Source organism: Spongiactinospora gelatinilytica, assembly GCF_003236385.1.
GTDB classification, from domain to species: domain Bacteria; phylum Actinomycetota; class Actinomycetes; order Streptosporangiales; family Streptosporangiaceae; genus Spongiactinospora; species Spongiactinospora gelatinilytica.
Genome location: NZ_POUA01000061.1, coordinates 1 through 25592 on the forward strand (window position 1 = coordinate 1; position 25592 = coordinate 25592).

At 70.6% G+C, this 25592-nt stretch carries 27 protein-coding genes and 1 pseudogene; 13 read left to right on the forward strand and 15 right to left on the reverse strand.

Translation table 11 applies throughout. The features are described from left to right. The first annotated feature begins 377 nt into the window (after positions 1-377). Positions 378-746 (forward strand): YkvA family protein, encoded by a 369-nt coding sequence (locus tag C1I98_RS10575; RefSeq protein WP_233507675.1) that lies wholly within the window; start codon positions 378-380, stop codon positions 744-746. On the opposite strand, the gene C1I98_RS10580 is transcribed toward C1I98_RS10575, so the two are convergent. Next, the gene (locus C1I98_RS10580) at positions 743-1939 is read right to left on the reverse strand and encodes an amidohydrolase family protein (RefSeq protein WP_111166986.1); all 1197 of its coding nucleotides are present in this window, start codon (positions 1937-1939) and stop codon (positions 743-745) included. The two genes, C1I98_RS10575 and C1I98_RS10580, sit on opposite strands and share 4 nt — an antisense overlap. 231 nt (positions 1940-2170) lie before the next feature. Next, on the reverse strand, positions 2171-3109 hold the full coding sequence (locus C1I98_RS10585) for an SURF1 family cytochrome oxidase biogenesis protein (RefSeq protein WP_233507677.1): 939 nt from the start codon (positions 3107-3109) through the stop codon (positions 2171-2173). A gap of 25 nt (positions 3110-3134) precedes the next feature. On the opposite strand from C1I98_RS10585, the gene C1I98_RS10590 reads away from it, so the two are divergent. Beyond that, positions 3135-3728, forward strand: a complete 594-nt coding sequence (locus tag C1I98_RS10590; protein ID WP_111166988.1) for a TetR/AcrR family transcriptional regulator — start codon at positions 3135-3137, stop codon at positions 3726-3728. A gap of 18 nt (positions 3729-3746) precedes the next feature. On the opposite strand, the gene C1I98_RS10595 is transcribed toward C1I98_RS10590, so the two are convergent. Then, positions 3747-4067 (reverse strand): hypothetical protein, encoded by a 321-nt coding sequence (locus C1I98_RS10595; RefSeq protein WP_111166989.1) that lies wholly within the window; start codon positions 4065-4067, stop codon positions 3747-3749. Between the two features lie 129 nt (positions 4068-4196). Between C1I98_RS10595 and C1I98_RS10600 the strand changes: the two genes are divergently transcribed. Continuing rightward, a complete protein-coding gene (locus C1I98_RS10600; protein WP_111166990.1) occupies positions 4197-5657 on the forward strand; it encodes a DUF7059 domain-containing protein in 1461 nt (486 codons plus the stop codon). Positions 5658-5972: 315 nt separating this feature from the next. Here C1I98_RS10600 and C1I98_RS10605 read toward each other — a convergent pair whose 3' ends face one another. After that, on the reverse strand, positions 5973-8990 hold the full coding sequence (locus tag C1I98_RS10605) for an AfsR/SARP family transcriptional regulator (RefSeq protein WP_111166991.1): 3018 nt from the start codon (positions 8988-8990) through the stop codon (positions 5973-5975). Positions 8991-9472: 482 nt separating this feature from the next. Between C1I98_RS10605 and C1I98_RS10610 the strand changes: the two genes are divergently transcribed. Then, positions 9473-9958: a hypothetical protein gene (locus tag C1I98_RS10610; protein ID WP_111166992.1), complete on the forward strand. Its 486-nt coding sequence runs from the start codon at positions 9473-9475 to the stop codon at positions 9956-9958. A gap of 57 nt (positions 9959-10015) precedes the next feature. Here C1I98_RS10610 and C1I98_RS10615 read toward each other — a convergent pair whose 3' ends face one another. Continuing rightward, positions 10016-11317 carry a pyridoxal phosphate-dependent aminotransferase gene (locus tag C1I98_RS10615; RefSeq protein ID WP_111166993.1) on the reverse strand — a complete coding sequence of 434 codons (1302 nt, stop codon included), beginning with the start codon at positions 11315-11317 and terminating at the stop codon, positions 10016-10018. A 99-nt stretch (positions 11318-11416) separates the two neighbouring features. Between C1I98_RS10615 and C1I98_RS10620 the strand changes: the two genes are divergently transcribed. The 3 genes from C1I98_RS10620 to C1I98_RS10630 are packed head-to-tail and all read left to right on the forward strand — an operon-like array spanning position 11417 to position 14074. Beyond that, entirely contained in the window at positions 11417-12358 is a 942-nt protein-coding gene (locus C1I98_RS10620; protein ID WP_111166994.1) for a LysR family transcriptional regulator, read from the forward strand. 39 nt (positions 12359-12397) lie between these two features. After that, on the forward strand, positions 12398-13069 hold the full coding sequence (gene rnhB, locus C1I98_RS10625) for a ribonuclease HII (RefSeq protein ID WP_111166995.1): 672 nt from the start codon (positions 12398-12400) through the stop codon (positions 13067-13069). Between the two features lie 6 nt (positions 13070-13075). Next, positions 13076-14074 carry an LLM class flavin-dependent oxidoreductase gene (locus C1I98_RS10630; RefSeq protein ID WP_111166996.1) on the forward strand — a complete coding sequence of 333 codons (999 nt, stop codon included), beginning with the start codon at positions 13076-13078 and terminating at the stop codon, positions 14072-14074. Here the strand turns inward: C1I98_RS10630 and C1I98_RS10635 are convergent. From C1I98_RS10635 to C1I98_RS10665, 6 genes are all read right to left on the reverse strand, one after another. Continuing rightward, positions 14071-14457, reverse strand: coding sequence for an SCO5389 family protein (locus C1I98_RS10635; RefSeq protein WP_111166997.1), 387 nt, complete (start codon positions 14455-14457; stop codon positions 14071-14073). The two genes, C1I98_RS10630 and C1I98_RS10635, sit on opposite strands and share 4 nt — an antisense overlap. 66 nt (positions 14458-14523) lie before the next feature. Then, positions 14524-15540, reverse strand: a complete 1017-nt coding sequence (locus C1I98_RS10640) for an ATP-binding protein (RefSeq protein ID WP_111166998.1) — start codon at positions 15538-15540, stop codon at positions 14524-14526. A gap of 2147 nt (positions 15541-17687) precedes the next feature. Continuing rightward, a complete protein-coding gene (locus C1I98_RS10650) occupies positions 17688-18080 on the reverse strand; it encodes a VOC family protein (protein WP_111167000.1) in 393 nt (130 codons plus the stop codon). A gap of 9 nt (positions 18081-18089) precedes the next feature. After that, positions 18090-18986: an SDR family oxidoreductase gene (locus C1I98_RS10655; RefSeq protein ID WP_111167001.1), complete on the reverse strand. Its 897-nt coding sequence runs from the start codon at positions 18984-18986 to the stop codon at positions 18090-18092. 29 nt (positions 18987-19015) lie between these two features. Then, positions 19016-19438 (reverse strand): hypothetical protein, encoded by a 423-nt coding sequence (locus C1I98_RS10660; protein ID WP_111167002.1) that lies wholly within the window; start codon positions 19436-19438, stop codon positions 19016-19018. Further along, the gene (locus C1I98_RS10665) at positions 19422-19754 is read right to left on the reverse strand and encodes a hypothetical protein (RefSeq protein WP_111167003.1); all 333 of its coding nucleotides are present in this window, start codon (positions 19752-19754) and stop codon (positions 19422-19424) included. Before C1I98_RS10665 ends, C1I98_RS10660 begins: the two co-directional genes overlap by 17 nt. Positions 19755-20002: 248 nt before the next feature. Between C1I98_RS10665 and C1I98_RS10670 the strand changes: the two genes are divergently transcribed. Continuing rightward, entirely contained in the window at positions 20003-20365 is a 363-nt protein-coding gene (locus C1I98_RS10670; RefSeq protein WP_146607358.1) for a hypothetical protein, read from the forward strand. After that, on the forward strand, positions 20362-20919 hold the full coding sequence (locus tag C1I98_RS10675) for a GNAT family N-acetyltransferase (RefSeq protein WP_111167005.1): 558 nt from the start codon (positions 20362-20364) through the stop codon (positions 20917-20919). Before C1I98_RS10670 ends, C1I98_RS10675 begins: the two co-directional genes overlap by 4 nt. A 264-nt stretch (positions 20920-21183) precedes the next feature. Here C1I98_RS10675 and C1I98_RS44970 read toward each other — a convergent pair whose 3' ends face one another. Then, a complete protein-coding gene (locus C1I98_RS44970; protein WP_368773523.1) occupies positions 21184-21534 on the reverse strand; it encodes a M55 family metallopeptidase in 351 nt (116 codons plus the stop codon). Next, positions 21526-21770 (reverse strand): annotated as a pseudogene (locus tag C1I98_RS44975) (M55 family metallopeptidase); the annotation flags it as partial. The gene C1I98_RS44970 and the pseudogene C1I98_RS44975, both read right to left, overlap by 9 nt. 124 nt (positions 21771-21894) lie before the next feature. Between C1I98_RS44975 and C1I98_RS10690 the strand changes: the two are divergent. Beyond that, a complete protein-coding gene (locus C1I98_RS10690; protein ID WP_111167007.1) occupies positions 21895-22299 on the forward strand; it encodes a EutQ-related cupin domain-containing protein in 405 nt (134 codons plus the stop codon). A 258-nt stretch (positions 22300-22557) separates the two neighbouring features. Continuing rightward, a complete protein-coding gene (locus C1I98_RS10695; protein WP_111167008.1) occupies positions 22558-22830 on the forward strand; it encodes a DUF397 domain-containing protein in 273 nt (90 codons plus the stop codon). 188 nt (positions 22831-23018) lie between these two features. Here the strand turns inward: C1I98_RS10695 and C1I98_RS10700 are convergent, their stop codons facing one another. Continuing rightward, the gene (locus tag C1I98_RS10700) at positions 23019-23489 is read right to left on the reverse strand and encodes a MarR family winged helix-turn-helix transcriptional regulator (protein ID WP_111167012.1); all 471 of its coding nucleotides are present in this window, start codon (positions 23487-23489) and stop codon (positions 23019-23021) included. 67 nt (positions 23490-23556) lie between these two features. Here C1I98_RS10700 and C1I98_RS10705 point away from each other — a divergent pair, with 67 nt between their 5' ends. Then, a complete protein-coding gene (locus C1I98_RS10705) occupies positions 23557-24312 on the forward strand; it encodes an SDR family NAD(P)-dependent oxidoreductase (protein WP_111167009.1) in 756 nt (251 codons plus the stop codon). Between the two features lie 112 nt (positions 24313-24424). Then, entirely contained in the window at positions 24425-25285 is an 861-nt protein-coding gene (locus C1I98_RS10710) for a hypothetical protein (protein ID WP_111167010.1), read from the forward strand. 71 nt (positions 25286-25356) lie between these two features. On the opposite strand, the gene C1I98_RS41310 is transcribed toward C1I98_RS10710, so the two are convergent. Further along, complete coding sequence (locus C1I98_RS41310; RefSeq protein ID WP_158557988.1) at positions 25357-25533, reverse strand: hypothetical protein; 177 nt, start codon at positions 25531-25533, stop codon at positions 25357-25359. Between the last annotated feature and the right edge of the window lie 59 nt (positions 25534-25592).

The window sequence follows — 25592 nt, forward strand, 5'->3', positions numbered from 1 at the left end:
GTTTATAAGAGACAGGCTATGGCGGGGCCTGAAGCGGCTGCGGCGAGCAGGCCCGCGGTCCCCACGGCGCTGGCGAGGGTGCCGAGGTGGCGACCGGCGGGGAACTTCGCGCGGCTGCGATCGTGGGCGTGGGCCGCGGGGAAGATCGCCTGGGGCGCGTGGGGTGCGACGCCGTCGTCGGCCCGGGGGGTGGGCGGGGTACGCCGAGGGGTGGTCACGGTGTGTTTGTAACACACCACAAAACGCGATGCCCGCGCTTCCCGGCAATTCATCGATATGGACTCCGGTAACCCCCATAGCAGGAACCTGGAGTGCCAGGAAGCTCGTTATGTCAAGAGAGCACAGGGTAGAGGTCGGCGGGGACCAAGCGGAGGTGCATGATGGTGAAGGTGGCGCGCGGCGCGGCGTTAGTCCGGGCGTATCGGCAGATGGGCCGGACCGGATCGGCAGGGCTGCTGACCAGGCTGCGGGCGGTGCCCCGGCTGGTCAAGGGGGTGACCCGGGGCACGTACCCGGGTATGGCCAAGAGCAAGCTGGCCCTGATGGGCCTCGGCGTGCTCTACATGGTCTCCCCGATCGACATCCTGCCCGACCTCATGCCGCTGATCGGCGTGGCCGACGACTTCGGGGTCTTCCTGTGGCTGGTCGGCTCGCTGCTCGGCGAGAGCGGGCGGTTCGTCGAGTGGGAGCGCATGCCGCAGCACGGCGTGCCCGTCGATCGGATCACGACCCCCCAGGGCACCTAGAGCTCCTCCATCCGCAGCCAGGCCCGCGAGGGCAGCGGATGGCCGAACAGCCGGGCCGCGTTGCCGTACGCGACTCTGGCGATGTCGGCCGGCGGCAGGGTGCCGAGGTTGCGGGCGACCGCGCGCTGGGTGTCCGGCCAGGTCGAGTCGGAGTGCGGATAGCCGCTCTCCAGCAGTACGTGATCCAGGCCGACCGCCAGACGTACGCCGGACAGCGCGTGGTCGTTGAGCGTGCCGAAGTAGAAGTTGCGGCGCAGCACCTCGCTGGGCTTCAGGCCGCCCTCCCAGGACGCCTCGCCCGCCACCGGGTGGTCGAGCGCGTAGTCGGCCCGTTCGGCGAGCATCGGCAGCCAGCCCACCCCGCCCTCCACGATCAGGATGCGCAGCGCGGGGAACCGCAGCGGCACCCCCGACCACAGCCAGTCGGCGCAGGCGAACATCGCGCTGGTGGGCATCAGCGTGGTGATCGCCTCGATCGGGGTGTCGGGGGAGGGGACCGGGGACCAGGAGGCGGAACCGGCGTGCAGGCACACCACCGTGCCGGTCTCCTCGCAGGCCGCGAACAGCGGGTCCCAGTGGCCGGAGTGGATGGACGGCAGGCGCACCCGGGTGGGGAACTCGGGGAAGGCCACGGCCTTGAAGCCGCGCGCGGCGTTGGCGCGGATCTCCTTGGCGGCCACCTCGGGGTCGGACAGCCAGGGGAGTTGCAGGGCGATGATCCGCTCGGGATACGTGCCCGCCCAGACGTCTACGTGCCAGTCGTTCCAGGCCCGCAGCACGGCGAGGCCGAGATCCTGGTCGCGGGTCTTGGAGAAGACCATGCCGGCCTGTCCGGCGAGCATGCCGGGGAAGCACAGCGCGGCCCAGATCCCCGCGCGGTCCATGTCCTGGATCCGCGCCTCGATGTCGTGGCAGCCCGGCCGCATGTGCTCGAACCGCACCGGTTCCATGGTCCACTGCTCGCGGGGCAGGCCCGCGCCGACGTCGAGCCCGGCGCAGGGGTAGGTGGCTCCGCCGTACCGCCACACCTGGTGGCCCGCTTCGGTCTCCACGACCTTGGGCGCCAGGTCGGCGTATTTCTCGGGCAGCCTGTCCTCGAACATCTCGGGCGGCTCGATGAGGTGATCGTCGGCCGAGACGATCACATAGTCGCGCCGCCTGGGCTCGGGGTCGGGTAGCAGCGGCGAAGTCACATGGGAAACCGTATGACGCGGGCATCACACAGAACAAGCTGGGAGGTCTCCGGTTGGTATCCGTTCCTGCACCGCGGGCTGCCGATACTCGCCGGCGAGGGCGGGAATTCGCCCCTCCGGGCGGCCGGAATAACCCGGCGTGGCGCGGCCGGGACGCTCCGCTGAATCCTCCGGGCCCGCGCTCGCGCCCGCGCCACGCGCGGCTGTCTGTATCGCGTTCTTCGCGGAGGGTCAGCCCGGCCGCTCGGCGGCGGGCAGCGGCTCCTCTTGGCGCTCTTCGTCCGTGTTCGCGGAGTCCGTCTCGGTGGTACCGGCCCTGATGTCGGCGGCCTCGCGGCGGATCAGGAAGATCCAGCCGCCCACGGCGATGGCGATGAACAGCCACCACTGCACGCCGTACGCGAGGTTGAGCCCTCCGCCGCTGGCGACGTCGGGTGCGGGGACGGGCTCGGGAGCCCTGGCCGGGGCCGGGCGCTGCGCGGTCAGCTCGACGTACCCATCGACGATCTTGTACGGCAGGCCCGCGCCGATCGCCGCCGTGTCGATCAGCAGCACCTGCCCGGGCGGCAGTCCCCGCCGGTCGCGGATGCCCGCGCTCTCCTCGTTCTCGGCGAGCCGCAGTCGTCCGGTCACGGTGACCTGCCCGGTGGGCGGCGGAGGCACCTGCGGCGGGGTGTCGGCGGTCGCGCCCGCGGGCACCCACCCCCGGTTCACGATCACGGCCTGTCCCGGCGCGGTGACCAGCGGCGTGAGTACGTAGTAGCCGGTCATGCCGTTCTGCGGGCGGCGGCGGACCAGCAGCCCGTGCCCGGCGTCGTAGGTGCCGGACGCCTCGACGGCGCGATATTCGTCGGCCGGTCGTACGGAAGGCCCGCCAGGTGGGGCCAGCCGCGCGAGCGGTACGGCGGGCGCGTGCAGGCTGGCGGTGATCCGCTCGCTGTCCCCGGAACGCTCCTCGTACCGGCCGAACTGCCACCGCCCCAGGAACACGAAAGCCGGGATGACCAGCAGCACCACCACGTGCAGCACGAGCCATCGAGGGGTCAGCAGGAACCGGTACACCACTTCAGGGTAGGCGCCGGACCCCTTGCTCCGTCCATAGGGGCGCTCCCCGGAGCCGGGCCGCTCCGCGCGCAGGTCAGCCAGGACGCGACGGCGTTTGCGGAGCACGTTCCGCTCCCCCACCATTGACCGCGTGAAGAGTGTCAAGAGCGGACGCGACGGCCGTACCCGGATCATCGACGGCGCGTTGCGCCGGTTCAGCCAGGACGGCGTGTCGGCCACCACACTGGCCAGCCTGCGTGAGGAGAGCGGGGTCAGTGTCGGCAGCTTCTACCACCACTTCGCCAGCAAGGAACACGTCTACGGCGTGCTCTACGCCGAGATCCAGACGATGTACCAGGAGGCGTTCCTCGCCGAGCTGACCCGCCACGAGGAGGCCAGGGCCGGCATCGAGGCGATCGTCGCCTTCCACATGGCCTGGTGCGGCGAGTACCCCGAGCGCGCCCGCGTGCTGATCAGCGAGCGTCCGCCGCGCCGCGAGGAGCCGGGGGGCGCGGAGGTGGGCGAGGCCCGGCGCGCGTTCTTCCGCAAGGTCTCGGAGTGGTGGCGTCCGCACATGCGGGCGGGGCTGCTCCAGCCGGTGCCGACCACGATGTGCTACGTGCTGTGGCTGGGGCCCGCCCAGGAGATCTGCCGCCTGTGGTTCGCCGGCGCCCACCAGCCGACGCCGGAGGAGATCGCCGCGCTGAGCGCGGCGGCCTGGCACAGCCTGCGCCAGACGCCCTGAAGCGCCCACTCGCAAGATTCAGAAGAAGCAGCGTGCCTCGCCGGGCCGCCGCGTGGCGGTCGGCACCCGCCAGACCTTCTGGTCCAAAGAGATGTCCAGCCGCAGGTCCTGGCGGCGGCGCCGCAGGCCGGGCACGCGTACGCGGTCGTGGACGTCGAACCGGCCGCGGCCGGTGGCGCCGAATCCCAGCTCACCGGGCAGAATGCGAAGGTCGTCCTGGTTCCCGCAGTGCGGGCAGGTCCATGCGACGGAATCCGTTCCGCGCTGGTAGTTGTGGCAGGCGCGGAAGTACTCGTCGGGAAGGAACCGGGAGTCGCAGGCCATGCAGGGGATCAACATCGGGGATCCACCTCCAGGGGTCGTACGGATGAGCAGGATTTACCGCACCATAGGTACCTCGGCGTCCTTGCCGTCCACTTGCATGTCAGTAGCGGGATGGTGTGCGGTACCGGTAGGGAATGAGGGTGAATGCCGGAGAATATAGCCGATGACCAGATCGTCAGGTTGCATGAGCTGCTGACCGAATCGGGCTACACCCTCGACGGCGTACGCGCCCGGCTCGGCGACACGGCCGCCGCCGCGCTCGCCCGCGAGGAGGTCGTCCCGGCGCTGCGGGCCACCCGCGACACAGATCCGCTGGCCGCGCTGATCCGGCTGTGGTGGCTCGGCGTGCCGGTCCCGGAGGCGGCGCTGCCCGCCGCCGGTGGGCTGTGGGCGGACCTGGGCGCGGCCGGGCTGGTGACCGCGACCCCGGACGGCGTCCGCGCCGCCGTACATCTGCAACCGTGGGAGACCGGCGGCCACGTCGTGTCGGACCGCAAGGTACGGCCGGGCGACCCGCCGCTGCGGCCCGATCACGTCGTCGGCGCGGGCGGCGCGTCGGCGAACCTCGCCCAGCTCGCCTCCACCCGCCCCGCCGGGCGTGCGCTGGACCTCGGCACCGGCTGCGGCGTCCAGGTGCTCCACCTGGCCGGGCGGGCCGGGCAGATCGTCGCGACCGACGTCAACCCGCGCGCGCTCGCGCTGGCCCGGCTGAGCTGGCGGCTGTCCGGCATCACCGAGGGCGTCGAGGCCCGGCAGGGCCCGATGTTCGAGCCGGTCGCGGGCGAGCGCTTCGACCTGGTGGTGTCCAACCCGCCGTTCGTGATCGCCCCGGACGACGGGCTGGTCTACCGATCCGACCGGCACGGCGAGGGGGCCGACTCCTTCTGCCGCGACCTGGTACGGCGGGCCCCGCGCCACCTCGCCCCCGGCGGACGCTGCCACCTGCTGGCCAACTGGCTCCACGTCAAGGGCGAGGACTGGCGGGACCGCGTCGGCGGCTGGCTGGCCGAGACCGGCTGCGACGGCTGGGCCGTCCAGCGCGACGTCCAGGACGCGGCCGAGTACGTCGAGCTGTGGCTGCGCGACTCCGCCGAGCACGGCGGCGCGGGCTACCGGCGGCGCTATGACGCCTGGCTGGACCGGCTGGCCGCGCTGAACGCCACGGGCGTCGGGTTCGGCTGGATCACCCTGCACGCCTCGGGCGCGGACGACCCGGTGGTGCGCGTCGAAGAGCTGACCCAGCGGGTGGAACTCCCGGTCGGCGGCTACGTGGACGACGTGCTCGCCTCGATCGCCGCCTCGCACCGGGCGGGCGATGACGACCTGCTGGCCGCCCGGCTCCGGCTCGCCGAAGGCGTCGTGGAGGAGCGGATCGGCCCTCCGGGAGCCGAGGACCCGGCGCGCATCCTGCTCAGGCAGACGCGCGGGCTGCGCCGTACCGCCCAGGTGGGCACGGCCGAGGCGGCGCTGGCCGGGGTGTGCGACGGTGACCTGCCGCTCGGGCCGCTGCTCGTGGCGATCGCCGAACTCACCGGGACCGAGCCCGCGAACGGTGTCCCCGAGCCGGTCCGGACGTTGCTCGCGGAGGGCTTCCTCACGCTCTGACCCGCCGTTTCATCCACCGTTGATCGGATGTTGACTCCCACCGGGGAGCCTTTTCGCCATGAGCACGGACCTTGGGGGGTTCGAGGGACGTGCTCAGGTCCGGCCGGTCGCCAGAGTGAGGCGGCTGACCGTCGCACGGCGCATCCGGTAATCCGGGCCCCCTAGCGCCGTGCGGCGGCAAGGTGGCCGGTCGGGCCGCTTTCTTCCCTTGCCTGGCAGACGAGGACGGCCAACGTGATCAACCATGTGCGGATGACACGTCTCGACGACGACCTGTTCGCCGGGCTGGACTGCGCGCTCACCGGTCCGGGCGGGTCAGGTACCGACCTGGTCGACCTGGGTGCGTTCGAGCAGGATGCGCAGGTCACCGGCCTCGGGGGCGCCGAGCCGGGCGAAGATGTCGTACGCCCGGCGCAGGCATTCCCGGCTGCGCCCCGCGTCGCCGAGTTCGGCGAGGGCCCGGCCGAGGACGGCCAGTGACAGCGCCTCGCCGTACGGGTGGCCGATCTGGCGGCTCACCGTCAGGGCCTGCTCGGCATGCCGTACCGCGTCCGTGAACCGGCCGGCCGCGATGAACGTCTCCGCCAGCCGGCAACAGACCCGCTGCTCCCACACGTGCTGGTTGCTGGCCCGGAAGAAGGCGAGGCACTCGGCGTGATGGTGCACGGCCTCATTCAGCCGCCCGACCTTGGACAGCACGATTCCCAGGTGGTAGCGGGCCCGCGCGGTGCCCGCGCCGCTGCCCATCTCGGTGAAGATCGCCAGCCCGCGTTCGGCGGCGGCGATGGCGTCGTCGGCGCGGCCGAGCCCGAGGTGGTCGCGCACCGAGTAGCTGAGCACCAGGGCCTCGCCCGCGGGGGCGTCCATGTCCCGGTAGACCCGCATGGCCGCGTCGAAGTGCGCCAGCGCCTCGTGGTGGCGGCGCTGTCGGCCGGCCACCACGGCCAGCGCGTTCAGCGTCTCGCCGAGCACGATCCGCTCACCGCTCGCCTCCGCCAGCTCCAGCGCGGCGGCGAACTGCTCCTCGGCGTCGCGCAGCCGGTCCATGCCGAACAGCACCCGCCCCAGGATGTACCGGGCGCGCACCTCGCTGTGGCGGTCGCCGTCCCGCCCGGCCGCGGCGATCACCAGGCGGGCGTGCCGTTCCAGCTCCCGGCCGTGCGTACCGGACTCCAGCAGCGGCTCGATCGCCAGCAGCAGGTCGGCGGCGGGCAGGATGGACCGCCCCGGCGTGTCGGCGGCCTGCGCGATCACCGCGAACAGCGCGTCGGCCTCCACCGTCAGCCACGCCACGGCCTCGTCGGCGCTGCCGAACGCCCGCCCGCTGCCGGACACCGCGAACCCGTCGGACACCCGGCTGCCCTCGTACCCCAGCCGGTGCGCCTCCTTGGCGGTGGCCAGGTAGAAGTCCAGCAGCCGCGCGAGGGCCTGCTCGCGCGCCTCGGGGTGCTCGGAGTTCTCCGCCTCCCGGCGGGCGAACAGCCGCAGCAGGTCGTGGAAGCGGTAGCGGCCGGGGGCGGGGGCCTCCAGCAGGCTGGCGTCCACCAGCGACTCCAGCAGGTCCTCGGCCTCGACGGGGGCGCGGTCCAGCAGCGCGGCGGCGGCCGAGGAGGAGATGTCCGGGCCGGTGGGCAGCGACAACAGCCGGAAGGCCCGGGCCTGGCCGGGATCGAGCTGGTTGTAGCCGAGCGCGAAGGTCGCGTCCACCGCCAGCGTGCCGACCTTCAGCTCGTCGAGGCGGCGGCGTTCGTCGGCCAGCCGGGGCACCAGCGAGGCCACCGTCCAGGACGGCCGGGCGGCCAGCCGGGCCGCCACGATCCGCACCGCCAGCGGCAGGAACCCGCAGGCGGCCACGACGTCCATCGCCGCGGCCCGCTCGGCGGCCACCCGTTCGGTCCCGGCGACCGCACCGAACAGCGACAGCGCCTCGGTCGGCTCCAGTACGTCCAGGTCGATGAGCCGGGCGGCGGGCAGGTCGGCGAGCTTGGTCCGGCTGGTCACGATCGCGGCGCAGCCGGGCGCGCCCGGCAGCAGCGGGCTGACCTGCTCGGTGCTGCGCGCGTTGTCCAGCAGCACCAGCATCCGGCGTTCGGCCAGCAGCGAGCGGTACAGCGCGGAGCGTTCGGCGGTGCGCTCGGGGATGATGTCCGGCGGCATGCCGAGCGCGCGCAGGAACGCGGCCAGCGCCGAGTGCGGCGTGGTCTGCTCGGTACCGTGGCCGCGCATGTCCACATAAAGCTGCCCGTCGGGGAACAGATCGCCCGCGGCGTGCGCCACATGCACGGCCAGCGCGGTCTTGCCGACGCCGCCGATGCCGCAGATCGCCGCGACCGCCATCCCGCCCTCCTGCCGGTCGTCGCGCGCGGCCTCGGCGAGCAGGGCGCGCAGCCGGGCCACCACCTCGCGGCGGCCGGTGAAGTCGCTGACCGCGGCGGGAAGCTGGGCTGGGCGGGGCAGTTCCTCCTCATCGGCCTCCGGGTGGCCCAGGTCGTCGCCGGCCGGGTGCTGTTCGGCGGGCCGTACGGCGGCCTGCGGCTCGTCCGGTACGGCCAGCGTCGGGTCGGCGGCCAGGATGCGCTGGTGCAGGGCGGTCAGCTCGGGGCCGGGGTCCACGCCCAGCTCCTCGATCAGCGCATGACGGGTCTCGGTGAACACCGCCAGCGCGTCGGCCTGCCGCCCGCAGCGGTAGTAGGCCAGCATGAGCTGGGCGCGCAGCCGTTCGCGCAGCGGGTGGTCGGCGGTGAGCACGATCAGCTCGGAGACCACCTGGTCGTGCCGGCCAAGCTGGAGGTCCAGGTCCATCAGCGCCTCGATGGCGAGCATCCGGCGCTCGGCCAGTCGTTCGCGCTGGTGCTCGGCGTACGGGCCGACGGCCCCGGCCAGCGCCTCCCCGCCGGACAGTGCGAGCGCCCCGCGCAGCAGCGTGGCGGCCTCCTCGACGCGCCCGGCCCGCCGCGCGGTGTCGGCCTGGGCGATGTGCCGCTCGAAGACGGTGAGGTCCAGCGTGCCCTCGGGCAGCCGCAGCGCGTAGCCCTTGCCGACCGAGGTGAGCAGTTCGGGGCGGCTGCGCGGCGAGCGGTCCGGCTCCAGTACGGCACGCAGCCGCGACACGTACGTCCGCAGCGCGCCCAGCGCCCGGGGCGGTGCGTCCTGGCCCCAGACCGCGTCGATCATCTCCGTGGGGGTGACCGCACGACCCTCTCTGAGCAGGAGCATCGCCAGGATGGACCGCTGGAGCGGAGTGCCCAGATCCAGCTCGTCATCGTCCCGCCATGCCCGCACCGGACCCAGTACGGCGAAGCGCAGCCCGGCTTCTGTGCCTTGAACAGCCATTTCGCACGTCCCCGCCGCTAATGGGAAGTTTTACGGCCCAAATGATAGAACCTTGCGTCGCCGCGCCAAAGGCGCTCGTGCGCCATGGCACGGCTGTCACTCGCCGTTGATCCGCTGTTGATCTGCTGTTGAGCGGGGTGGGTGACGCTGTGTTCACGCGCAGAGGCCATGGCCCCTATCACGGGGGCGGCCATGACCTCGTGCGTGCCCGACATATTCGGCGGGGCCCGCATGGTGGTGCGGGCCCCTTTTCCGTGTCGCCCTGTTTTCTGCGTCGCCCTGGTCTCGCCCTGGTGTCGCCCGCTCATGTTCTCGCCCGCTCACCTTAGCGGTCGGGCTTGCAAGCCGCCGTCAACCCGGCGATAGCGCTTTGCAGGCAGGTATCAACGGCGTGTAAGCGCGGTGCAGGCGGGCGGGGTTACCAATGACCCATCGCCCCGGAAACGGGGCAAGGTACTCGTCCTCAGTACAGGAGCACAACCATGCGTCGCACGACCCGCAACCTGCTCGGCCTGGCCGCCGTCACCGCCACCGCGCTGGCGATCGCACTGCCGGCCTCCGCCGCCTCGGCCTCCGCCACCGCGCCCGCGGCGGCCACGATCGCAGCCGACTTCGAGGATTCCTGGGGCTACGACTACTCCAAGTGGTACGACGGCTCGCGAGCCAAGGCCCGCGGCGACGTCTGGGCCGACGAGGACGGCAGGGTCCGCGTGTCCGGCCGGCTCTACGACAAGAACTCGCCCTGGTACCTCTGCGGGTACGCGCAGGTCAAGTTCGAGAACGAGGACGGCGACGAGTGGACCCGCTCGGTCAAGAAGTGCGGCTCGTCCGGTTACCGGAGCTTCCACTACTCCGGCCACGAAGTGGACACCGTGCAGGTGCGCGTCTGCTACTGGCACTCCGAGCAGGAGAAGAAGAAGTACTGCGGCCGCTGGGACTACATCTTCGAGGCCGACGAAGACCTGTAACCCGACCATCGAGGAGCCCCGCCCGGACCATCTGGGCGGGGCCTTTCGCGCGTTCGGTCAGTTCGCGGCGGCCGGTACGAGGGAGGGGCCGATCCGGGTGCGGGACACCTGCTGCTGCGGCCCGGCGGGCAGCGCGCGCAGGCCCTCGCTCAGGTGGTCGAGCGCGGCGGCGATCCACGGCAGGGCCACCGGGTCGGAGGAGCGCAGCGCGGCCAGCCGTTGCTCGGTGGTCTCGCCGTACAGGAGGCTGGTGGCCACCCGGACCCGCAGCGCGCCCGGGTCGTCGCCGAAGGCGTGGCCGGGCAGCACGCCGAGGCCGTGCCGGTCGAGCAGCAGCGCACAGAACTCCTGCACCGTCGACACGCCCAGCCGGTCGCGCAGGTGGGTCAGGTCGGGGTAGCAGTAGAAGCCGCCCTGCGGCTCGGCGACCTTCGCGCCCGCCTCGGCGAAGCGCGACCACACCGCGCCCAGCACCGCGCCGTGCAGCCGCCGGCTGTCGGCCACCCGCTCGACCAGCTCGTCGGGCTCGGTGAACGCGTACGCCGCGGCCTGCTGGACCGGCGCCGCCGGGCTGGACCATATCTCGCTGGCCACCGCGAGCATCCGCTCGCGCAGCGCGTAGCCCGCGTCGGGGAGCCTGGCCACGCCGATCCGCCAGCCGCCGAGCGCCAGGCTCTTGCTCAGCCCGGTGGTGATCACGGTGCGCTCCGGGGCGATGTCGGCCGGGCTCAGGTAGTCGGCGGCCGGGTCGTGGACGAGGTCGCGGTAGATCTCGTCGGAGATGATGACGAGGTCGAGTTCGCGGGCCAGCTCCACCAGCCGGCGGATGGTCTGCGGGCGGGCGAGCGTGCCGGTCGGGTTGTCCGGCAGGGTCACCAGCAGCGAACTCACCTCGCGGCCCTGCCCCCGCGCGTGGAGTACGGCGGAGCGGGCCAGGTCCGGGTCGGGCGCGCCGCCCTCGCCGGGAGGCGTGGGCACCAGCAGCGACCGGGCCCCGGCGAGGTCGGCCTGGGCGGCGTAGCTGACCCAGCTCGGCATCGGCAGGACGATGTCACCGCCGATCGCCAGTTGCAGGCCGTACAGCAGAGGCTTGCTCCCGGGGCCGCAGACCACCAGGTCGGGGTCGGTGGCCAGGCCGCGGCGCTCCCAATATCCGGCCGCCGCCACGCGCAAATCGGGCGCGCCGGCCACGGGGCCGTAGCCGTTGCGCTCCGACGCCGCGATCAGCCGCCGCTGGAGGGCCGGGTGAACGGGCAGACCGGCCTCGCCGAAGGCGAGGTTGATGACCCGCTCCCCGGCACGCCGTCTTCGGTCGATGTCTTCGTTCGCCGCCAAGGTCGCGGACAACGTGACGTTCAAGGGGTGCCTCCAAGGTCGTTAACCGACACCTTTCCAGCGTGGCTGGACATAGGCGTAAGAACAAGCGAGGCTTTCGGAGGGTAGGCGTAAGGAAGGCTGATGCTTGATTTCCGAAGGTTAGTGCTGATCTGCGAATTCGCCCGGCGGGGCAGCATCGCGGCCACGGCGGCCTCGCTCGGCTACAGCCCGTCAGCGGTTTCCCAGCAGCTCGCGGCGCTGGAACGCGAGGCCGGCACCGCACTGATCGACCGCACCGCGCGCAGCGCCGAGCTGACCGACGCCGGGCGGCGACTGGTCGAGCACGCCGAGCGCATCCTGTCCATGGTCGAGGCCGCCGAATCCGACCTGTCCGCGCACGCGGCCACGCCCTCCGGGCGCGTACTGATCACGGCGTTCCCCACCGCCGCCGTCGCCTTCGCCCCCGCGCTCGCCCGCTCGCTGCGCAGGCACGCCGCCCTGACGCTGCGGATGCGGCAGGCCCGCTCCGGGCGGGGCATGCGCGAGGTCGAGTCCGGCGAGGTGGACATCGCCCTGGTGGACGACTGGTACGGCCGGGCCCGGGAGCGCTCGGCCGACCAGCTCCGGGCGTTCCCGCTGCTGCGCGACCCGCTGGTGCTGGTGGTGCCGCGCAAGCACCCGATGGCCGACCCGGACCGGCCGGTCGTGCTCGCCGAACTGCGCGACGAACCGTGGATGGCCACCCCCGACGGCGAACCGTCCCGGCTGGCGGTCGATCGGCTGCTGGCCGACGTGGGAGGCGCGCTGCCGGTGCCGTGGGAGTTCGAGGGGCTGGGGACGATACTCGGGCTGGTCGCCAAGGGCATCGGGATCGCGGCCGTGCCCGCGCTGGCGCTGGCCTCGGGCGTGCGCGGCATCGTGGTGCGGGAGTTCCCCGGCGACCCGCCGGGGCGGGAGGTGCTGGCCATCGCGCGCGCCTCCAGCGTCAACCGGCCTTCGGTGTCGGTGACGTTGCGGGCGATGCACGTGGCGGCCCGCGTGCTCGCGGCCGACCTCGAACCGCTGCGGCTGGCCGCTCGTTGACGGTGTCCTGGCGTTGTCGGCGCGGTAGCGTTTCGCGGCGTGAACCCTTCCTATGCCATCGAGCGGACACTGCTGGGCGGGCGGACCCGGCTGGTCGCCGGGATCGACGAGGTCGGCAGGGGAGCGTGGGCCGGTCCGGTGTCGGTGTGCGCGGTGGTGACCGATCTGTCCGACCCGCCGAGCGGCCTCACCGACTCCAAGCTGCTCACCGCCGCCCGTCGTACGGCCGTCGCGGCCGAGGTCCAGGAGTGGGCGGCGGGCATCGGCCACGGTGAGGCGAGCGCCGCCGAAATCGACGAACTGGGCATGACCGAGGCGCTGCGGCGGGCGGCCAGGCGGGCGCTCGACGCGCTGCCGTACCGTCCCGACGTGGTGATCCTGGACGGCAAGCACGACTACATCGGCTGCCCGTGGCCGGTCCGGTGCGAGGTCAAGGGGGATCAGGCGTCGATCTCCGTGGCGGCGGCCTCGGTGCTGGCCAAGGTTCGCCGGGACGGGTATATGGCGGAGCTGGGATTTCCGGAGTACGGTTTCGCCGACAACGCGGGTTATCCGTCACCGGCGCACCAGGCGGCCCTGGCCGAACTGGGGCCCACTCCGCACCACCGGCTCTCCTGGTCCTACCTCGACGACCTGCCGCGCTGGCGGCACCTGAAGAAGCACCGCGACCCTGCCGTGTCCGAAGGCCAACTCGACCTGTTCGCCATGTGATCGCCGATGAACGACTTCCGTGCCGGGGTTTTTCTGGCGGCCGCCCAGTTCCCGGGCGCGGCGGCGGGTGACGTGCTGGCCGACACCGTCGAGGCGATCGTCGCCGCCGAGGCGGCCGGGTTCGATGACGCGTGGATCGCCGAGCACCATTTCATGTCGTACGGGGTGTGCCCGTCGGCGGCCACGCTGGCGGGGGTGGCGCTCGGCCGTACGTCCCGCATCCGGGTGGGCACGGCGGTGAGCGTGCTGTCCACCCAGCACCCGGTGGCGCTGGCCGAGCAGGCGGCGGTGCTGCACCACGCGTCGGGCGGGCGGTTCGTGCTGGGAGTGGGGCGCGGCGGGCCGTGGATGGATCTGGAGGTGTTCGGTACCGGGATCGAACGCTTCGAGCGGGGGTTCCCCGAGTCGCTGGACCTGCTGTGCGCGGCCCTGGGGTCTGCGAAGGTGGCGGCCGACGGGGAGTTCTTCCGGTTTCGTGAGGTGCCGATGATGCCGCCGGGGTGCGCGGAGCTGCGTCCGGTGGTGGCGTGTACGTCGAGCGGGACCCTGGCGCTCGCGGCCGGGCGCGGGCTGCCGATGCTGCTCGGGATGCACATGGACGACGAGGAGAAGGCCGCGATGCTCGCGGAGTACGCCAGCGTGTCGGATCGCGTTGATCATGTGGCGGCGGTGGTCGGGCATGTGGCCGACACGACGGAGGAGGCCCGGCGGGAGCTGGCCGCCATGATGCCGTCGTGGCTGGGGCCCGGGCTGGCGGGTTATGTGACGGTGGACGGACGGCCGAAGCGGGAGCAGGATATTTCGGGTTATGTCGACAGGTTGTGTCGCATCCACCCTGTCGGCTCGCCGGACCACTGCGTCGAGACCACGCTCGCCACGCTCCGCCGTACCGGCCTGCGGCACCTGATCTACATGGTGGAGGGTGCGGGCGGACCCGCCCGCACCCTCCAGAACATCACCCGCCTCGGAGCCGAGGTGCTACCTCGGGTACGCGCGGGCCGCTAGCAGTCCACCAGCTCGGGCTTCTGGTTGAGGATCTGGGCCCTTGGGGTGACGAAGTCGCGCAGGGCCTCGGTGGCGGTCGGGTCGAACACGGCGACACGGTGGCAGTTCTGGAAGGCCAGCCGTACCCCGAAGTGGCGCTCCAGTGCCCCGCGCATGGCGTCGCTGGCCAGGCAGCGCAGCAACTGGCCACGGGCCGCCTCGTCGGGCGGGGGCGTCTGGTTGTCGGCGAACGCGGCGCCGGAGCGGTCGCGCTCTTCGACCAGCCCGCTGATCAGGGACCATGCGTAGGGGAGCGAGTCGCGGACGCAGCCGACGAACGCCGCGTCGTCGATCTCTCCTGCCACCGCCTGGTCGAGAAGATCGTTGGGAACGGTCAGCGACATGCTGGGTCTCCTTCCGGAAGGGACTGATTTCGACGCTAGATGGGGGGATTTATCTGCTCTAGGTGGCTATGGGGCGACACTCGCGTGTACCGGCTTGGCGTCCGTGCTCGCGGACGGCGCCGGTACCGGCTGGGCCTGCGGCTTCGGCGGCCCGAACACGAACGCCGGATCGACCTGCCCCGCAAGGTCCTCGCCCGCGGCCCGGCTGGCCCAGGCCGCCGCGTTGCGCAGGTGGAACTCCACGGCCTGCCTGCCGAACTTCTCCCAGTCCTTCTGCTGGGCGTCGAGGTGGCTCAGTAGTACGGCGAGCGCGGCGGTGTTGGCCGGCTCCAGGTCGTCGAGCCCGAACGGCCGGCCCTGCTCCAGCGCCCGCACGGCCCTGCTGTGCTCGAACCACACCAGCAGGTCATCGCCGACGTGCCCCTTGAGGAACTCGACGTCCTCCGGGCCCTGGACCTTGTTGCCCACGACCGCGATCGGCACGTCGAACTCGGCCGAGTAGTCACGGTACTGCCGGTAGACGCCGACCCCCTGGCGGGTCGGCTCGGCCACCAGGAACGTCATGTCGAACCGGGTGAACATCCCCGACGCGAAGGACTCGGCTCCGGCGGTCATGTCCACGACGACGTATTCGCCGGGGCCGTCCACGAGGTGGTTGAGGTAGAGCTCGACGGCCCCGGTCTTGGAGTGGTAGCAGGCCACGCCGAGGTCGTCCTCGTCGAAGGGGCCGGTGACCATCAGGCCGGGCCCTTCGGGGGTGGTGACCGAGAAGCGCTGGTGGATCGGGTCGGTCGCCTCGGAGATCTTGAGCAACCGGGAGCCCCGGCCGGGCGGCGTCGTCTTCACCATCGCCTCGGTGGAGCTGATGCGCGGGTTGTCGCCCCGCAGGTACTCCTTGATCTCCGCGAGGTGGGCGCCCATGGGCGTGGGGGTCTGCTCCACGCCGAGCACCATGCCGAGGTGCTGGTTGATGTCCGCGTCGATCGCGACCACGGGCGCGCCACGAGCCGCGATGTACCTCGTGAACAGCGCTGACATGGTCGTCTTGCCGCTACCGCCCTTGCCGACGAATGCAACACGCACGCCTGCTCACACCCCGATTCCGATACGGTTATGAAAACCATTCCTATGACTGGCTGAACGAATCATGCCATGCCGCCGCCGCTCTGTCGTCCCCATCGCCCGATCTCTTCGTCGAGCCGCACCGTTCTGCTGGGATATGCGGCATACGTCGTTCCAAGCCGCCGCCTTAACGCGCGGAATGCCACCAAAGTGAAGGAAGTCGCCGTAGTCGGCAGGGCGCGTTGACATGCAGCTCTGATCATCTGACCAGCGATTCTTCACACCGAGGCGACGACCGCCGCGCCTCCAACGGACCTCCTGACGCTCGGCCTGCTCTTCAGGACCGGGCTCCGCCCAGGGGCCGCGCTTCGCGCGCAGGGGGTCGGGCTCCGCCCGGAAGCCGCGCTCCGCGCGGGGGTCACGCTCCGCGTGTTGGGCGGGGCTTCGCCCAAGAGCCCGCGCTTCGCGCCCGGGGGTCGCGCTTCGCGCGTGCGGTGTCGCCCGGGGGTCGCGCTTCGCGCGTGCGGTGTCGCCCGGGGGTCGCGCTTCGCGCGTGCGGTGTCGCCCGGGGGTCGCGCTTCGCGCGTGCGGTGTCGCCCGGGGGTCGCGCTTCGCGCGTGCGGTGTCGCCCGGGGGTCGCGCTTCGCGCGTGCGGTGTCGCCCGGGGGTCGCGCTTCGCGCGTGCGGTGTCGCCCGGGGGTCGCGCTTCGCGCGTGCGGTGTCGCCCGGGGGTCGCGCTTCGCGCGCATTGGACCTCGCTGACGCTCGGCCCGTCTTCCTAAAGCCGGGCTCTGCCCGGCGCTACCGCCACCAGCACACCGATACCCGCCACAGCCACCAACCACGACCGAGACCTCCAGGCACCCAACCCACGCGGCCCCGATGACCGTGAACTTTCACCAACTTCAGACAAGCCGCTCGGCCCGTACATGCTCGCGAGATATCGTTCCCGTGCTTCCAGCCGCATCCTCACAGTCGTAGAGAAAATCGTCCTCGCCGAATACGATGCCCTGAACTGGCCGGTGAGTGACCGTTTTCGAACTAAAGGAAATCGCCGTCAGTGCCAGGAAAACCCGCAGGTCAGCAAGTGTGCTCCCCGCACGCGCGGGGGTGGCCCGGAACGGCTTCTTGAGGCTCAACAAGCCGAAATGTGCTCCCCGCACGCGCGGGGGTGGTACTTGCAGAAGGGCATGACCTCCAAGCGCAAGGGCCTCGGCCTGCACGGAGGACGATCCGTGAGTGGCCGTGAGAACCCTTGTTGACCGCCCTAATAGCCCGGCGATCACACCCTTGGACCCCGCTGAACCGGTGTTGGCGCCCCCGTCTCTTGGTCTGCCCTCGGCTTCTTCGTAGCCGCTGATCCGCAGGACGGGACCGCCGTGCCAACGGTCAGCGAAGCGGCACCTAAGACGTCGCAGACTCGGCGGGCATGCCCGGGACACTCGGGGCAGCGAGGAGGGCGAAGCACATCGGATTGGAGAAGCACATCGGCCAAGCCGTCCATCGCCTCCCGACATGAATAGGAACCCTTCTCGCAGCCGACCTGCCGTCGGCGTCATCCCACACACATCTCGCGACGGCGCCCGACCCCATCACCCGGTGGAGGCGAACTGAGAGGCAAACCCTGGCCCGTCGATCGCCCTCAAACCCTTGCATATCGCCTAACCCACTGCAGGACGATCGAAAGGCTGGTACTGGACGCCGCAATCATGGCGTGCATCGAACGTGTTGGGGTCCATGACGGGTTCCCATCATGATCGTGAGGGCGCGTCGAGTGGGCTTCGATCGGTCGGCGGGACACGTTCGCGCAGGAGATCAGGGTCGGCGCGGCCGTACGTCTGCCGCTTGATCATCTCGATACGTTTGATGTGGCCCCCGGCCCCGACCCTCGGCCCAGAACTGTTCCGCAGGATATGGAGCCAAACCTCTCAAGAAGTCAACCCTCCACCGAGCCCAGGGGCGGTTCGCATCAGGTCGGTGGCAAGGGGACTGGCCGGCTTAAGGGTGGGCACGACAGATCCCGGAGCCCGGTGAACCGGGTTGAGATCGCATTTCTGCTCCATGGAGATCACGCGGGATGTACGGGTGTACGCCGCCAAGCGCGGCATGGGCGATGCGCAGGCCCTGGCCGAGGGGCTGCGTGAGAAGCCGCCGGCCCCACATAGCGGTCAAGCAGGACCGAGCAGGTCCCAGCGGTTGCCTGCGATGTCGACGAACACTACGACGCGCCCATAAGGCTCCACGCGAGGCGGCCTGACGAACTCCACGCCCGCAGCGGTCATACGTTCGTAAGCGGTATCGAAGTCCTCGACCCGCAGAAAGAACCCCACACGGCCCGCGACCTGGTTTCCGACGACGGCGGATTGGTGTGGGCCGTCCGCGCGGGCGAGGAGGATGCCGGTCTGAGCGCCCGGGGGCCGTACGACGACCCAGCGCTTCGGGCGGCCGTCGTTGGTCATCGCCGGAGAGTCCTCGACCAGGTCGAACCCCAGGACGGCGGTGAAGAACTCAATGGCCGAGTCATAGTCGTCCACGACGATCGTGATCAGGTCGAGTCGCATCGTCAGATCCTAGAAGCCTGCCGACGGAACCCCGGCCAGGAAGTCGCGCGCGTGGTCGTGTGCCCATTCGGCGAACGTACGCGTCGGCCTGCCCGTGACCTCCTCGGCCGTGGACATCGGCCCCAGCATGGCGAGATCGAATTCCTGCTTCGCCGAGGGGTCGGCCTCCGCGCCCGAGTAGTCCTTGAAGCCGGTCAGGAAGTCGGCGTTGTCCGCCGCGAAACCGCCCTGGGCCAGGTACAGTTCCCGGGCCTGTGCCGGGGTGACCACCTCCAGGCGGATCTCGGCTCCGATCGCGGCGGCGATGGCCGCCACCTGGGCGCGCCTGGTGATCAGCTCGGGTCCGTTGAGGGTGTAGGCCGCGCCCTGGTGCCCGTCCTCGATCAGCGCGGCCGTGGCCACGTCGGCGATGTCCTGCTCATGCACGGGGTACCAGGCCGCGTCTGGCAGCGGCTCGCGTATGATGCGCTCGGCGCGGATGGACGGTCCCCACAGCCACAGTTTGTTCAGCATGAACTCGCCCGGCCGCACATGCGTCCATTCCAGCCCGGAGGACTCCACCGCGTGCTCGACCGGCAGGTGGAAATCGGTGTCGTAGCCGGTGGTGACCGCGCCGGAGGACAGTACGACGATGCGGCGCACCCCGGCTTCCCCGGCCAGCGCCACCACCTGGGGCGCGGTCGCGGCATGCGGGAAAAGGTACATGCCGTCCACCCCCTTCAGCGCCGGGGCCATGCTCTGCGGCCGGGCGAGGTCACCTTCGACCACTTCGACGTCCTCGGCGAAGCGAACGCGGGCGCGGGCGGGGTCTCTGCTCAGGGCACGTACGGTGACCCCCGCGCGGACGAGGCGGTCGACCACGAGCCGGCCCACGTTTCCGGTCGCCCCGGTCATCAGAATTCTCATGGATTCCACTTTTGACCAGCGGAGAAGGGCTACGCAAATGCGAACAACCCCTGCGAACAACCCCGCGCCGGGCGGGCCCCCGGCGGCCCGCCGTCCGGCACGGCGGCGCCCCAAGCCCGCGCCACGCCGCCGTGCCCGCTCATGGGATGCCGCCCCAGGCGTCTCCGGCATCTCCGGCGCTTCCGGCGACGATCATCGTGACGCCGTTCATCCGTGCGCGGTGACAGGGTCGGGCCGTAGACGTAGCCGATGCCGATGAACGACAGGCGGGCGTACCGGATCCGGCCCCGGCCGGTGGGGTGGGTGCGCAGGGCGTCGAACATGGCGGTCTCGGCAGCGGCCTGGTCGTCGGTGACCCCGCCTGCGGTACGCTCCCCCGCCTGGACCTCCCAGACCATCAGCAGGGGGCGTGCGGTGCAGCCGAGCAGGAACCCGTCAGTTGGCAACCGCATTGGGCGGCTCCTCGCCGGGCGGGTTCAACAGGGCGTAGTCGCAGGCAAGGGCCTCGGCCGCGCCGTCCACGGTGCAGCGGTGGACGTACAGCGGGATGCCGGGGTGCAGCATGCGGCGGCTGTGCCACCAGATCCCGTCGTCCTGCACGAACGCGACCAGGCCGGGGCACAGCGACAGCCGCACTCGTCCTTGATCATTGACCAGGTCCGCGTGGATCGCATGTAAGGCGGCAAGCACGGCTTTCAGCCGGTGCGCGGTCTTCTCGGCGGGAGACGTCGGGCGGATCAGGTGGGTACCGAGCATGAACGCGCTCATCGGCCACCCGCCGAGAGGTCATAATGGCTGCTTTGCATGAGGCTTGCACCTTCCGGCTCACTAGCGGTGATCGTCCGTGTCGGATGCGTAGCGATGGCGTGCTCGGGTGTGGAGCGGCCCGCGATGAGACGTTGCGAGAGGCGAGTGGCGAGGCACTATCGCGAGAGTAATGGTTTGATAACGCAGCGCAGGCGAGGGACGAACTCCAGCGGGGCGGCCATCCTGATGACGCATTGTGGACCCGGTTCGTGACCGAATCGGAGATCAACGGGTATGAGGCGATGGGATACATGGATCTGGGCTCCCCGGCGCGGTCGGTCGATCTCTACTCGGCGGTCGTGAGTGATGTGCGGTGCTCACCTCGTAACCGCGCCTATTACCGGGCTCGTCTTTCCAGCGCGCTGTTGCAATGTGGAGATCGGGCGCAGGCGATCAATGAGGGCCTGTCCATCCTGCCCGACCTGGGCGAACGCCTGATCTCCCGGCGCACGCCGAACGAGTTGCAACCGGTACGGGCAGCCGCCGAACAGCTCGCCGCCGAGGAGTTCTGCGTGCGCTTCGACCAGGCGGCCCGTTCCTTCTCGGCACCTGACCCTGGGAACCGGATATGACCGAGCCGACCTTTCGCCGTTATGACGCCGCCGCCGCCAGACGTATACGCGACCAGGTGGCCTTGATCCACCGTGACGCCTATGCGGACCGGATCGCCCAGGGAGACCCTTTCACCGCAGAGGACGAGGCCATGCGGCGCTTCGACCTCTACGCCGTCAAATCCGGGTTCGACCTTGTCGTGGCCCATATCGACGGCGAACCGGTGGGGCAGGCGTGGGGATGGTCGCTGGACGAACGCTCAGGAGCCGCATGGTGGCGTGGGTTGGAGTATGAGCCGGAACCCGGCTTCACCTATGAAGACGGGCGCAGAACATTCGCCCTGTCCGAAATCATGGTCCGCCAGCAATGGATGGGCCGTGGTTTTGCCCGCGCCCTCCACGACGAACTACTCTCCCCGCGTCCTGAGCCGCGCGCCACACTCCTTGTCAGGCCGGTGAACGAAAGGGCGTACCGCGCCTATCTGAAGTGGGGCTGGGCCAAGGCCGCCGAGCTACGCCCCGGCATGCCGCACGCACCCTTGTTCGACGTCCTCATCCGCCACCGGGACCAGTGACCGCCGTCAGGTCAGGCGAGTACAAGGCCGTCGTCGATGGTAAGGACCTGGCCGGGGCGGCCAGGTGGAGGATCCAGGTGGCCGCCTCGTCGTGTTCGCCGCGGGCGGCCGAGGGGGATGCGGGCGGCCTCGTCCTGCTTGATCTGTTGGATGGTCGCCTCGGGTGGTCCGGCTGCGCGGCCAGGGCCTCGCTTTCGGTCAGGTCGGGCTGACCGGCGACGAGACCACGGGCTGACGCTGACCTGAGGGGCCTGAGGGTATTGATCAGCCGGGTTTGATCGTGACGAGCTGTCCGAGCAGCAAAAGCAGCCGGTAGGCGTCGGCGAAGTCCGCGGTGGTGAAGGCGACCGTACGGCCGCCGGCGGCTCGTGAGATGCCTGGCACCAGCGTTGCCAGATCGGCCGTGAGCGGGTTGTGCAGATCGACCTCGACGTCGAACGGTCCTGAAATGGTCAGCGGTGGAATCTGCGCTCGCCGCCCGATGGCGTCGGCGGTGGCCTGGCGCAGCCGCAGTTCATCGTGTGCGCCAGCAGCCCCGGTCCGCCACCGGCTCGGGCGTGTGTGGTAACCGACGAGCATGACGGCGTCGGTGTGCTCGTCGAGCCCGGCCAGCATGCCCAGTGGGCGCGGCTTGCCACGGATCAGGTGTGCCCGCCGGTCGAGCTGCTCCGGAAGGATGTTGCGGAACGGTCCGTGCGCGTCGGCGACCAGGGCGTCGGCGGTGGGTTCGGCGTCCAGTACCCCGGCGATCACGCTGTTCGCCTCGGCCGTCGTCAAGGCCCGGCCGCGCTCGTAGTCGTATCCCCTGGATTGGTCTCGGTGGGATACGCGATCCCCGAGGTGCCCTCCATGTCGACAGAGATCAGCACCTTCAGACCCGGACCCTACGGGATTCCCCCCATAGAGGGGGAATACATCCGGAACGGGTTCCGCTTACACCAAGCGGAACGCATTCCGATTCGAGGGGAAGCAGTCATGGCAGCGAAGAACGACGCGGTCGAGAAGTTCACGGTCGGCTCGCCTGATGTCTGGTGGCAGCGGGGCGAACAGAAGATCTTTCTTGGGGACGTGCTCGACGGCTCCAACGATGTGAAGATGTCGGTCGGCTACGCGCGCTACGACGGGGCCGAGAGCAACCCCTGGACCGTCACCTACGACGAGGCCCTGATCGTGACCAAGGGCCGGTTCATCGTGGACGGTGAGAACGGGCCGGTCAGCGCCGGGCCGGGGGAGGTCATCTACCTGCGTGCCGGGGCGAAGGTGGTCTACCGGACCGAGGAGCCGACCGAGCTGGTCTACGTCACCTATCCGCACTGGTACGAGGCGACCAGTGGTTCGCCGGAGGCCGCCAGGCTGGCGGAGTTCCACCGCGCGGACTGAGCCGCGGGCCGAGTTTCGGTCTGTCTTCGACCGCCCGCGATCCCTGGTCCGTGTTCACGCTGGGCCAGGGGTTTGCCGGGAGTTCGCACTGCACGGGAAAGACGGCATGAGGGCGTGTCCAGAGTTTTTCGGGAGACTGCCACATCTGGACAAATCAGGTGAAATCCAGCGCCACCAGATGGGGTTCCGTAAGAATCGGGCACGGCACTCAACCGACCACTTTCCGGGGAAATGCGAACAGTGAGGTAGCAGACGACCATGCACAATGCCGATCTCTCGAACGCCGTCTGGCGCAAGAGCAGTCGTAGTAACGGACACACCAACTGCGTTGAAGTCGCCGCTCTGCCGAGCGGGGATGCGGTGGCGGCGGCGGGCGCGCGGCGGGCGTTCGCCGTGCGTGACTCCAAGAACCGCGCCGGTGGGGCGCTGGTGTTCGGTGTGGCCGATTGGGAGTCGTTCGTCGCGCATGTCAAGGCGGGTGAGTACGATGTGCGGCCGTCCAATGGCCGGCCATCGGCACCAAGAATCTGAGGTCATGGGCGGCTGACAAGGGCAGTACGCCATTTGATGGAGTGGTGACCGATGGCCGCGCCGATGGCCGCGCATCCGGCGTTTTCCTAAGCGATCGACCGGCGTGATCTGGAGGGTCTGCCGGCCGTCGGGCCACCATAAGACGAAATATCCATAACAGAACAACGGCCCGTCCGGACGCCGACGGCTCAGCCGTCGGCGAGGATGGCCTCGGCCGCGTCGCCGACGATGTGGCGGAGGTGGTCGTTGGCCTCCTCCAGGGCCGCGATCACCAGCGTCCGGGTCTCCTTGGGCAGGTGGCCGAGGGTTTCTTCGGCGAGCTCGGCCCAGGCGCGTTCGATGGCGGGGATCAGATCCCGGCCGTGTTCGGTCATCACCACGCGGACCTGCCGCCGGTCGGTGGGGACCGGGACGCGGCGGAACAGTTCGGATTTGTCCATGCGGGCCAGGCTGCGGGTGGCGGTGGGCGGCTCGATGCCCAGGCGGGCGGCCAGTTCGGAGACCGTCATCCCGTCGCCGGCCTCGGCGAGCACCCACAGCAGCACGTCCTGGCCGGGGTGCAGGCCGAGGGCGGCCAGTTTGCGCGCCTTGGCGGCCCGGTAGAGCTTGGCCGCCTTGTTCAGTGCGCGGTTGATCCTGGCGGCCTCGGCGAACTCCATGCCGCCCACCCTATCGATGTATAGTCGGCTATTAGTTAGTCGGCTATCTATCTCTGGGAAGGGATTCATGGATCTTCGTCTGCGGGATCGTGTGGTACTGGTCACCGGCGGTTCCGGTGACATCGGCGCGGCCGTCGCGACCGCCTTCGCCGCCGAGGGGGCCAAGGTCGCCGTCGGCTGGCTCTCCCGGCCGGACCGGGCCGACCAGGTCGTCGGCGCCATCGGCGAGGCGGGCGGCACCGCGCTCGGCGTACGCGTCGACCAGGGCGACCCCGGCTCGATGGCCGAGGCCGTGGCCACCGTCGAGGCCGGGCTCGGCGGCATCGACGTCCTGGTCGGCAACGCGGTGGCCTGGCCGGATCGGCAGGAGACCTGGGACTCGCTGGTCCGTGCGCTCACCGTGAACGTCGCGGGCACGGTACGGCTGGCCGAGGCGGTGTTCCCGGGGATGCGCTCCCGGGGCTGGGGGCGCGTCGTACTGATCTCGTCGGACGTGGTGGACCAGCCGGTACCGGCGTTCGCCGGTTATCCGGCGGGCAAGTCCGCGATCGAGGCCGCCGCCCGGGTGTTCGCGCTGCGCGAGGCTCGGTACGGTATTTTGACCAACGTCGTACGCCCCGGATTCACGCTCACCGAACGCGCGCTGACCCACCCCGGCTTCGGCCAGAAGTTGGTGGACGCCGAGTCCGAGAAGACCCCCACCGGCCGCATCTGCACCCCGCAGGACGTCGCCGACCTCACCGCCTACCTGGGCTCCGACGCGAACGGTCACGTCAACGGGGAGATCATCGCCGTGGCGGGCGGCCGGCACCTCACCCGATAAGACCAGGACACCGGCACGGGGCGCGGCTTGACCTTTACGCGACGTCAACGTCTCTAATGAGCATCGACACGAGGTCAGGCGAGTCGCAGGAGCAGGAGCAGGAGAGGGTCTGATGATCAAAGCCGCGCGTGCCGTGATGTTCCTGGTGATTCCGGGGGAACTGCTGCTGTTCATCCTGCTCGTCGCCGGGGTGCGCCTGCCGGTGCCGGTGCTGGTGGCGGCCGAGGTGGCCGTCGTACTGGCGCTGCTCCTGGAGGTCACGACCGTCGTCCGCCTCTACCGGGCCGAACGGCGGCGTGGCACGGTACGTCGGGCCGCGCTCGCCGAGACCTTCGCCACGCTGGTGCCCGTGCAGGTCCGCCGGCTGCTGATGATCGAACTGCGTGGCATGGCCGGCCTGGGCATCTGGCTCGCCCGCCGCCGGCACGGCGTGCCCCCGGGCGGCGTCGCCGTGTCGTACTCCCGGGAGCAGGCCACGATGACGCTGATCATGCTGTTCGCGCTGGTCATCGAGACGGTCGCGCTGGACGTACTGCTGTCCGCGCTCGACGTACCGACCGGACTGCGGATCGCGGTGCTGGTGCTGGACATCTACGGCATCCTGTACGGGCTGATGTTCGCCGCCGCCTGCGCCACCCGCCCGCACGTTATCACCCCCACCGAACTGCGCATCCGCTACGGCGTGTACTTCGACCTGCGCATCCCCAGAGAACTGATCACCTCGGTCCGGTCGTCGCGCAACCTCAACGAGAAGGGCATGATCGGCCTGGCCGACGGCAGGCTCGGCGTGGCCGTGTCGTCCCAGACCAACATCACCGTCGAACTCGCCGAACCCATCACCGTGACCCGCCCGCTGGGAACCCAGGCCGAGGCCAGAGTGATCCGCTTCTTCGCCGACCAGCCCGACACCGCCCTACGCGCCCTCCGCCCCACCGCACACGAAGCGCTCAACGGCCACGAAGCGCTCACCTAAGGAATTAGATCTCGTTTCGAGCGGTAGCCCGGCCCACAGGCCGACCGCCTGCCGCAGGTCAAGGCCACAGGTCACTCCTCGTCAGGGAGCGCGGCCGACGACTCCCGCGCGCGCCCGAACACGGTGAGCACGGTATCCAGCGAGACCCGCTCTCCGGTATCGGTGACCGAACGGGCCAGCACCAGAGCCAGATCGCGCAGATCGGCCTCACTGATGCTCACCTCGGTGGCCCCATGCAGCAGCTCCACTCCCAAACCGTACAGAAGAGCGTTGCTTCAGGGGCGGTCTTCGGCCAGGGGTTTGGGGG